This window comes from Pseudoalteromonas sp. P1-16-1b (assembly GCF_001401785.1).
GTDB classification, from domain to species: domain Bacteria; phylum Pseudomonadota; class Gammaproteobacteria; order Enterobacterales; family Alteromonadaceae; genus Pseudoalteromonas; species Pseudoalteromonas undina.
This window is the reverse complement of sequence record NZ_LKGQ01000044.1, coordinates 1-5,201: the sequence shown is the minus strand read 5'-3', so window position 1 is coordinate 5,201 and position 5,201 is coordinate 1. Positions and strand designations below refer to the sequence as shown.

4 protein-coding genes and 1 pseudogene are annotated in these 5,201 nt (G+C 33.4%); 1 reads left to right on the top strand and 4 read right to left on the bottom strand.

What is annotated here, in order from left to right; all coding sequences use genetic code 11:
- Window positions 1-103 precede the first annotated feature (103 nt).
- The 4 genes from AN392_RS18025 to AN392_RS18010 are packed head-to-tail and all read right to left on the bottom strand — an operon-like array spanning window position 104 to window position 4,843.
- Entirely contained in the window at window positions 104-559 is a 456-nt protein-coding gene (locus tag AN392_RS18025; RefSeq protein WP_055013473.1) for a hypothetical protein, read from the bottom strand.
- An 8-nt stretch (window positions 560-567) separates the two neighbouring features.
- Window positions 568-2,928 carry a hypothetical protein gene (locus AN392_RS18020; RefSeq protein WP_055013472.1) on the bottom strand — a complete coding sequence of 787 codons (2,361 nt, stop codon included), beginning with the start codon at window positions 2,926-2,928 and terminating at the stop codon, window positions 568-570.
- Complete coding sequence (locus AN392_RS18015) at window positions 2,928-3,608, bottom strand: ABC transporter ATP-binding protein (protein WP_055013471.1); 681 nt, start codon at window positions 3,606-3,608, stop codon at window positions 2,928-2,930. Before AN392_RS18015 ends, AN392_RS18020 begins: the two co-directional genes overlap by 1 nt.
- Complete coding sequence (locus AN392_RS18010) at window positions 3,608-4,843, bottom strand: HlyD family secretion protein (RefSeq protein WP_055013470.1); 1,236 nt, start codon at window positions 4,841-4,843, stop codon at window positions 3,608-3,610. The genes AN392_RS18015 and AN392_RS18010 overlap by 1 nt, the downstream gene beginning before the upstream one ends.
- A 245-nt stretch (window positions 4,844-5,088) precedes the next feature.
- Between AN392_RS18010 and AN392_RS18820 the strand changes: the two are divergent.
- Window positions 5,089-5,166 (top strand): annotated as a pseudogene (locus tag AN392_RS18820) (4a-hydroxytetrahydrobiopterin dehydratase); the annotation flags it as partial.
- Window positions 5,167-5,201 lie beyond the last annotated feature (35 nt).

Sequence of the window (5,201 nt, the reverse complement as noted above, 5' to 3'; positions counted from 1 at the left end):
TTGCGCTGCTAAAACAGATGATGTATTTAACGCGCTGTAATTAATTAGATTTGAGTAAATAAAAAGGCACTTTACAGTGCCTTTTTTATGTGTGGTTAGTTACTTAGGTTTTATCTGCGTTCAGCATGCCATAGTCACTAGCATTGATAGAAATTGAATGAACCTTTAGCTGTTTATCAGAAAACTTATTTTTGAGAATGTCGATAGTTTTTTCTTGTTGCCTACAAGGCGGACAAGGGCCTACATCCTCATCTATCGAAGTATAAATTAACGTATATTTTTGTTGGGTAAAATCGGGTAATGTTGTTAATAGTTGTTCTAAATTACTTTTAAGTAAATCAGAATCAGGATGGCTTTGTTTATTTTTAAAAATAGATAAAATATTGGGTAAATATTTATCTGAGTAATGCATTAACTCGCCTTTGCTGTTAAATAAAAACATTTGTGGAGCGGTATTATTAATGGGCGACTTAACCATTTGGTAATGCGAGAAGCTATAATTCTCGGCGTACGTGTTATCGCTATACAAAAGTAGTAAGGCTATAATTAATTTGTACATGTTTATCCTTAAGTTAAGTTGTTCCAAGAGTTACTCAGTGTTTTTTTAATCTCTATAGCAATAATAAATACAACCGCTAGCAAAATGATTAAATGCACTATAATTATAGTGTTTAGATCAAAAATAGGCTGCTTGAATAAAAAGTCATTTAGCTTTTCATATTGAGAAAAAAAGACAGTAATGATAATAATATGAGCGACCATAAATGTAATAAAAAACAACCTCAAAAATAAATAACATATTTGATAGCTACGAGCACCTACAGCACGCCTTAGGGCGAGTTCCGTTGATGACTTAGCTGTGAGTTGTTTTATGCTGCTGTAGTTGTATAAAAGTGCAGAAAGTAAAAGAATTATTGCACAGACAATTGTAATTATGAGTAATGCCTTTCTCGGTGCTTGTTCATTTTTTACTAGAGATGAAAGGGGCGTAAGAGATAAATCGTTAAAGCTTACACTTAATGTCTTAAGTGCCTTTTTTAGTTCATTTTCAACATGTTTGATAGGCGTATTGGTTTTAATTATAATTGTTTCAAAACCTGTAAGTGCACTTATTACACTATAGACTATGGGTTGTGCCGGTGTATCTGCTCCTTCGTTATATATATTATTAACAACACCCACCACTTTATGTTTTATTTTCCCTGTATTAAATTGAGCTAATAAATAAGCTTGACTCAACTCTGTGCCTTCAAAGTATTGTTCCCATAAAGCCTTGTTAACTACAACTTTTTGATATTGCTGCCATTGCACACTTTGACCTGAGATAAGCTTAGCGCCAATAGTTTTAAAATACTGAGGGCTTATTCTATGACTTGCAGTGCTGGCACTTTTACCTGAGCTTATAGCTTGCCCGGTAACGGTATACCATTTGCTAAAACCACTGCGTTTCGATAGCGGCGGGACTGAACTAAGCGATACTTCATCAACAATAGAAATTGAATTTAATTGCTGCATCAATTGTTGGGCGGAGTTATTTGCGTTAAATGCTTCGCTAGATGATTGCGGGAAGCTAAAACTAGCAATTAAAATATTATCAGCAACAAATCCCATATTTTTATTATTTAAATTAATTTGGCTAAATATAACTAAACTACTAATGTAAACACTTGTAATGGCAAGGCTCGTAAGTAATGAAAGTAACGAAAAAACCTGAATTTTTTCGCTTATAGTTGCGCTTTGCCCACGACCAATACTTGTGGTTATCCACTTTCTTTGAAGATAATTAAGCATAAATAAAAATATAGTTATAGAGCCATAAAATATGACGAACTTACTTGATGAAAATGCAATGCTAAGCTGCTTTAAGCTTGGTAATAATAGAGTACTAATGTGATTACTCAGCGGGTAAAGAGCACAAATTACAATTATGAGTAGTAAGCTGGTAAGAGTTATATCAATAATTTGCTGGATAAAAATATGCGTAGTATTTGCTCCGCACAATTTACGAATAGTTTCTTCTTGTTGCTTTTTTATGGATTCAGCGCAATAAAACGCACAAAATGCTATAAAGCTGAATGTTAGCAAAATATAATATAATAATTGTAATAGATTGAGGCGTTTTACCACTTTGTTAAAGTGAGTTGGGTTAATGCCAATGCCATTACTGAATTTAAGCTCGGTGTTATCAAATATAAACATCTCGGTTTGCAAGTGCTTGTTTAGTGGTTTTAAAAAAGCGGCTTCGTTTTTAATGTTCCCTAATATATAAGTAAACGTATCTGGAGTTAGGCTGCTCTCTTGAGGGAGTACTTGTTTAAGCTGATCGTATGGAATAATAAGGTCTGACTTATAATTACGCCTAAAACTTGTAAAAGCCTCTGGCATTACTGCAACAATATTTATGTTTTTTTTATTAACTATAAGTTGTTTGCCAAGAACGTTAGCTGCTCCCTCAAAGTGAGTTTGCCAAAATGAATAACTAATAGCAGCACTTAGTGCGCTGCCTTGCTTTGGAAAATCTAACTGCTCATAGCTACCTACAGTGGGGATTATACCTAATTCTTCATAGCCGCCCGATATGAAGTTTACTTTAGCTGTCTCACTTTCATGGTTAACTGAACGCTTAAATGATAATTCGATTGAACGCTCAAAAATGCCAGTTAGGTTATTGTGTAATAAAGTGATTTCATCAAATATATATCCATCAACGGGTAGGTCCGTTTGAGAATCATTTAAATAAATTTGCTTAATAGCTTGACTGTTATTTATAGCCGTGTAATCAGCCGATAAATACTGACTATGAATATTACTTGTGTTTAAAATTAAACATAATGGAATACTTAGTAATAAGCAGCTGAGCCATAATTTAATATTTGTCTTAGCGTATTTTAGCCAATTAAAAGTTAAATCAATGATTAAGTGACGCATTAATACCCTTGAGCACTTAGATTGCCATCTTGAATATACATGCGCGTTTTTGCCGTCTTAGCATGGTTTTCATCATGTGTTATTAAGCAAATGGTTTTACCTTCGTGATTTAGCTTATTGAGTAACTGATATATTTTATCGCTATTGTTTGAATCTAAATTACCGGTTGGCTCGTCGGCTAAAATAATAGAAGGCTCGTTTATTAGTGCTCGAGCAATAGCCACGCGTTGCTGCTGCCCCCCCGATAATTGATTTGGCTTTGTGTTAATAAACTCAAGCATGTTTACTTTATTAAGTGCAGTTTCTACTTTTTTTTGATAATCATTTCTTGATACAGACTTGTTGTAACTAAGTGGCAAAGCAACGTTATCAAAAACGCTTAAATGATTTAATAAATTAAAGTTTTGAAATATAAAGCCAAATTCTCTATTTTTAATAGTGGCAATAGCATCCGGGGTTAGCTCTGCTGTGTTAGTGCCTAAAATAGTGTATTGCCCTTCGCTAGGTAAGTTTAGTAAGCCTAAAATAGAGAGTAGGGTACTTTTACCACTGCCAGAAGTCCCCGAAATTGCAATGTAATCGCCACTGTTTATTTTAAAATTTATAGATTTAAGGGTATTAACTTTGGTATTAGGGTATTGATAAAAAACATTGTTAAATTCGATTAGTGGATAATCCATCAAAAAGCACCTTTTAAATCAAAGTTATTTTCAGTAGCGTAATCAGCTGGTATTAGTAACACATAGTTACCTTTTAGTGGTTCATCTAAGCTTAACGTGTATTGCTCGATCGATTTGTAATTTATATGGGTAAGAATAGCTTTGCTTGATGGCGTTATCTCATAAACCTTCCATTGGCTATGGCTATCAAAGTCACTTGGTTTTTTAATATTTTGCACTGTTATAGATTCTTCAGAATAAATATGAGCTTCTATTGCTTGACTACTTCTAAGCCATGGAGGTGGCGTCTCAATATTTAAAAATACATTAATAGCTCCATCCCTTATTACAGTATCAATATATTCAACCTTGGCTTTTATCGTTCCACTTGGTGTGATTATGTCGGCGTGTTGACCAATTACTAATTGATTAGATGAATATTGAGGAACTTGTATTTTTGCCAGTAGATTATCTGTTTCTATTAACTCAAACAAAGGCTGACCTTGAGTAACTGCTTGGCCTAATTTAGCTAAATGTTGGCTTACAATTCCGTCGAAACTTGACTTAAGAGTGAGTTGTTCTTGGCGTTTATTTAAATAGTTAAGCTTGTTTTTAGCTATACTCATTTTATTATTAAGCGCTATTAATTGTTGATTAAATGCGCCTTTAAATAAGTTAAGTTCTTCTTTTTTAGCGTTTACTTCAAGTTCACTTTGTTTATATAGCATTTCACTTTGCTTAAAGCGAATAGCAGAAATAATACCCTGTTCCATCAAAACATTATTAGCGTTCAATTCAAGTAATTGTTGTTGCAGTGCCATTTGAGCTTTAGATAAATCGACCTTAGCTTGTGAAAGTTTGATTGCTAAGTTGCTCTTATCAATGGCTACTTGTGACTCTAAATTCAGTTGTTCATAGTTAGCGGTATGTATTTCTTGCTCTAATTCGTAGTTAACGAGCTTTGCCAATACTTGGCCTTTTTTTATGATTTGCCCTTCACGAATTGTAAGTGCAGTTATATTGCCTTTTAGAGGCGCAGATAACAGCTCCTTTTGTGTAGGCTCTATAGTGCCAATACCTTTTAGTATATTAGGCGAGGATATTTTAGATATGAGTATTGGTTTCAAATAACGAGCAGGTATTTCATTAGATAACAGCACTACTTTAATTGAATAGCCAAGAGCTATTAACAACAATAAAGCTCCAATAATAAATGGAATTTTCTTTTGTTGTTTTACGATTAAATACTCTTCCATTAGTCAACCTGCTGTCTGCTTTTACTATTTTAAAATAGGGTGAACACGGTTTAAGCTTTCACTTTTTTACATAAAGGGTTTAAGAGGTAGCTAGCTGAGTGAGGTTTTTAGCTAGCAGCCTGATTTTTCACCAGCTCGTTCCCAAAACATGTTCAGTTATACCATCAGTAAGTTAATTATGTAAATTTTATTTTAATGCAGCTTAGAGGGAATTTAATCATTTCGTTTACTTATGAAATGAGATAAAAATAACGATTACGTTGTTACACAAAAATGACTTCATTTGCGCTGCTAAAACAGATGATGTATTTAACGCGCTGTAATTAATTAGATTTGAGTAAATAAAAAGGCACTTTAC